This window comes from uncultured Campylobacter sp. (genome assembly GCF_938030815.1).
Classification (GTDB): domain Bacteria; phylum Campylobacterota; class Campylobacteria; order Campylobacterales; family Campylobacteraceae; genus Campylobacter_B.
Window position 1 is genome coordinate 1 of the sequence record NZ_CALHII010000041.1, and the last position, 3,911, is coordinate 3,911.

The following is a 3,911-nucleotide window of genomic DNA, read 5'->3' on the forward strand; positions in this document are numbered from 1 at the left end:
GAAGGTTGTATTTTGCATCAGTTGCATCGCTCCTCCTACTCAAAAATCGCGCGATACCAAGGCGAGCGCGGTTTAATGACGTCGGTGCCGTTTAGCGGGGATTCTTCGATGCGCTGCTCGTAAATTTTGGCAGAACTTTCGCGGTCGGTGCGCTGGTAAAGGTCTTTGATGTCGATATTTAGCTGATGCTCGGCAAGCCTTAGCTTCGTTAGCATCGTCTCAAGAAGCGGACGATACTCGCTCTGCGGGTATTCAGCTATAAATTTTCGAATTTCGTCGATGCTGTTTAGCATTAGCTTTTGGTTGCGATTTGGGCGGCTAAAGGAGTCGAAATTTGCTCTGATCTTTAGAAATCTCGCGTATTCGATCTTTTGCGTCGTACCGTAGAGGCGGATATATTCGTCTAGGTATTTGTTTGCTTTCTCGTAGTTTTCATCCTCCACGAATGCCCACGCCATAATGAGCGTCATCTCCTCAAGCAGCGGAGAGGCGATATGCTCGCTAGAAAAGCTAGTGTAGTGCTTCTCGGCATCCTCCATGCTGGCGTTGTTTATATCTTCTAAAATTTTAGAATACCATGCCTCGGGGCTTAGATTAAAAAGCTCGCCGTCACCTTTGCCACTGCAGCCGCCGATAAACGCGATAAATAGGAGAGCGGATAGAATTTTACTTAGATTTGTCATAAAAAATCCTTGGAATTTATTTAGCTCGTAATTTTATAGTCTTTGAGTAAATGCAAGCTTAAATTCCGCGTTCAAATTTAAAAATGGAATTTCTTTAAAATTTTTGTGCGTTCGGGCTTAAAAATCTTTGTAAACCAAAAAAATTTACGCGATAAATTCTAAATTTAAGTTTAACAATAGTATAATTAGCGCCGATAACGCAGAGTAAGTTTGCGTTTCCGTAATTTCAAAATTTTAAAGAAAGGATGTAAGATGAAAAAAGGTTTTACTCTAATTGAGCTGATCTTTACTATCGTAATTTTGGCGATCACGACGATGGCGATCCCGCGTATCGTCGCGCAGACGACCGAGCTAAATGCCCTTGCGATCAAAGAGGAGCTCGTATATAACGCTAAAGCTTTTATGTCTCGTATATCTAAGGCGCAGTGGGATAGCGCATACGCAGGAGATGCTAGCTGCGGAGGCGATACTGGCTGCATGAAAAGAATTTTATCGGTAAATCCATCGATAAAGTTACCGGATAATAGCACTATGGAAGCTAGACCGGGAATTTTAGATGAAGCTAGTAAGCGCGAGGTCAGCACTCAAGCTCCGGCTACGAAAGGGCAATTCGGCAAAGGAGATAATAGAATTTCTTTCGGCGGCGGTCGCTATAACGATGTTGATGACTACGATAAATTTACTACTCAAATGACAGTAGGTGATTTAGTGGGCTCTAGTAGTAAGGGTGATTTTATTCTTAATACTGGAATTAATGTCGACGTAGATTATGTAGCAGAGCCTTTTACTGCGGAAGATTATGCTAAGGGTACCGATATAAACGGAACCCTTAGTGATCAACCAGCCAATGGCTCCCCTACCAATATAAAGATGGTTAGGGTTGCCGCCACGGATCTAAACGATGCCGTAGCTAAAGATGGTACTGCCAAATCAGTAGTTTTAAAAGCGTTTTTATCCAATATCGGCGTCGGCGTTCAGACAGCCGTCACTAGACGATATTCCCGATAGGAGCGCGAGATGAAAAAAGGTTTCACCCTTATAGAGCTTGTATTTGTTATCGTAGTATTAGGTATCATCTCGATGTTCGGCGCTGATCTATACACAAAGATATATAAATCCTATGTTCATGTACGTGCAGTAAATCAGCTGGAAGCTAGAACGCAAAATGCGATGATGCTGATCACAAATCGCTTAGAGGATAGAATAAAAAGCAGTACTATAGGCAGGGAATTTAGCTCAAATGAGTTTGTACCGATTAGTGGTCTTACTGATCCTAAATACGATATATTAGAGTGGATCGGACAAAGCGTAGAGACGAGAAATATAAATAAGAGAACTCCCGGTTGGAGTGGCTTCATGTCGATGTCTCAACTCCGAGATGACAAATGGAAAGCAGGTACAGAAGATGCAGGCTACATTGGAAATACTAGGGCTGAATTTAATATGGTATCCTTGGGTAGTGATTTTCCACAAGTGGCTAATATAGTTGGAAATTTAAGGGCTACTGCGTATAACACTCCGTCTAATAATACTCAGGTTGCTGTTATCTTTAGGGTTGTTACGAATGATGCCTCTCCTACTAGCGTAGGTATAGGTTTTGGTTACGATAGAAAGGTCGACGTGAACGGTAGCAATCGCGTGCTGATCGCCGTAGGCACTCCTAGTACTACGGGTACCAATAATAAAGAAAGCGAAACTATTACTATCAACCAATATCCATTAAATCCAAATAACGATAAATCGCAGGAATTCTCCGAGCAGTACTATATAGCTCATAGCGCCTACGCGATTGTTCCAGATTTAGGGGGTAGGGATAGTATTGTATATATGAGAGATAATGCTGGTAATGTATTAAGTAAGAATTTTGATTTAGTTTTAAAATATAACTATCGTCCATGGAGCACTGTTGCAGATGATGCGCACTCATATGACACTGCTAGTAGCTCGCTACTAGCCGAGGATGTGAGCTTGTTTAAATTTAAGGATGATAACGGTGCCGTTGCGCTTAAGCTATGTATGAGAGACGACGGCAGAAATTTCGATCCCGCAGAGTTGGATCTAAACGTTTGTAAAGCACAGGTGGTGTACTAATGAAAACTATGCAAAAGGGCTTCGCTCTAGTAGCAGCCATATTTTTTATCATCATTGTAGCGACTACGGCGATTACGGCACTATCTATCGCGTCTATGACGGCTCGCGATGTCAATAATATTCAAGGCAGAGAGCAGGCGCTACTGCTAGCTCAGAGCGCTACGGAGTTAGCAGTCCTTGCTATGCAAAAGCACCAGTATCTAACTACTGAGCTTAAGGAGAAGAACGCTACAGCTGCGACTAATCCTACACTAAATACGATTACTCTTGTGTATCCGTCAAATGATCCAGCTCAAAAGATGTTTGATATCACCGTGACATTCGGATATTTCGATACACAGCTGGGTGCGCCCGGCAATCATACCGTCGCTTATAGTAATTTTGGGCAAGGCTCGTCCGAAACACTTGCAAATGGCAGCGTAGGTAAAATTTTAAGTCATGCCGCACTCGTAGATGTAGTAGTAAAATCTAACGTAGCGGTTATGGGGAGGCCGCAGATTACGTATCATAGGCGCACTATTCAAAAACCATAATGTAAAGGAGAGGCGATGAATTTAAATATCGTAGGTAAGCAGTTTGAGCTAACAGAAGCTATTAAAAATTATGTAGAAAACGCATTTGAGACGCTAGAAAAATATAATCTCGACATCATCTCGGGGCGTTGTGTAATTTCTGCTGACGAGAAGCAGGGTAAAAAGGGCTTCGTGGTAGATTTCTCATTAAATTTAGCGCATCAAGACACTATCGTCGTGCGTCAAAAAGATAAAGATCTCTATGCCGCCGTCGATCTCATCGTAGATCGCGCTTCAAAAGTTCTACGCAGATACCACGATAAGGTAAATTCTCATAAAAATCGCGACGAAATGAAACAAAACGCCGTAGATAATGCGGTCGGTGCCAATAAGCCAAATTTAAACGATGAAGTTGATGAGATCGTCCCTACCGAGCTGGATCTATATAAGCCGCTAGAGATCGATGAGGCGCTAAATAAGCTTAAAGAAAGTACCGATCAGTTCTTGGTCTTTAACGATATGGATGCTAAAATGCGTGTGCTTTATAAGCGCAAGGACGGTAAATTCGGCTTATTTTAGAATTTTAGAATTTTAGAATTTTAGAATTTTAGAATTTTAGAATTTT

At 41.9% G+C, this 3,911-nt stretch carries 5 protein-coding genes; 4 read left to right on the forward strand and 1 reads right to left on the reverse strand.

The window, feature by feature from the left end; genetic code table 11:
• Positions 1 to 35: 35 nt before the first annotated feature.
• On the reverse strand, positions 36 to 683 hold the full coding sequence (gene bamD, locus Q0277_RS01140) for an outer membrane protein assembly factor BamD (RefSeq protein ID WP_295152470.1): 648 nt from the start codon (positions 681 to 683) through the stop codon (positions 36 to 38).
• 252 nt (positions 684 to 935) lie between these two features.
• Here bamD and Q0277_RS01145 point away from each other — a divergent pair, with 252 nt between their 5' ends.
• The 4 genes from Q0277_RS01145 to raiA are packed head-to-tail and all read left to right on the forward strand — an operon-like array spanning position 936 to position 3,865.
• On the forward strand, positions 936 to 1,691 hold the full coding sequence (locus Q0277_RS01145; RefSeq protein ID WP_297994697.1) for a type II secretion system protein: 756 nt from the start codon (positions 936 to 938) through the stop codon (positions 1,689 to 1,691).
• Positions 1,692 to 1,700: 9 nt separating this feature from the next.
• Positions 1,701 to 2,774, forward strand: a complete 1,074-nt coding sequence (locus Q0277_RS01150; RefSeq protein WP_297994700.1) for a type II secretion system protein — start codon at positions 1,701 to 1,703, stop codon at positions 2,772 to 2,774.
• Positions 2,774 to 3,307, forward strand: coding sequence for a hypothetical protein (locus tag Q0277_RS01155; protein ID WP_297994703.1), 534 nt, complete (start codon positions 2,774 to 2,776; stop codon positions 3,305 to 3,307). Before Q0277_RS01150 ends, Q0277_RS01155 begins: the two co-directional genes overlap by 1 nt.
• Before the next feature lie 15 nt (positions 3,308 to 3,322).
• Positions 3,323 to 3,865: a ribosome-associated translation inhibitor RaiA gene (gene raiA, locus Q0277_RS01160; RefSeq protein ID WP_297882144.1), complete on the forward strand. Its 543-nt coding sequence runs from the start codon at positions 3,323 to 3,325 to the stop codon at positions 3,863 to 3,865.
• The last annotated feature ends 46 nt before the right edge of the window (positions 3,866 to 3,911 follow it).

What these genes read in the sequence shown, in the direction of transcription:
- raiA (WP_297882144.1), top strand. Translation starts at nt 3,323, where the DNA reads ATGAATTTAAATATCGTAGGTAAGCAGTTTGAGCTAACAGAAGCTATT.
- Q0277_RS01145 (WP_297994697.1), top strand. Translation starts at nt 936, where the DNA reads ATGAAAAAAGGTTTTACTCTAATTGAGCTGATCTTTACTATCGTAATT.
- Q0277_RS01155 (WP_297994703.1), top strand. Translation starts at nt 2,774, where the DNA reads ATGAAAACTATGCAAAAGGGCTTCGCTCTAGTAGCAGCCATATTTTTT.
- bamD (WP_295152470.1), bottom strand. Translation starts at nt 683, where the DNA reads ATGACAAATCTAAGTAAAATTCTATCCGCTCTCCTATTTATCGCGTTT.
- Q0277_RS01150 (WP_297994700.1), top strand. Translation starts at nt 1,701, where the DNA reads ATGAAAAAAGGTTTCACCCTTATAGAGCTTGTATTTGTTATCGTAGTA.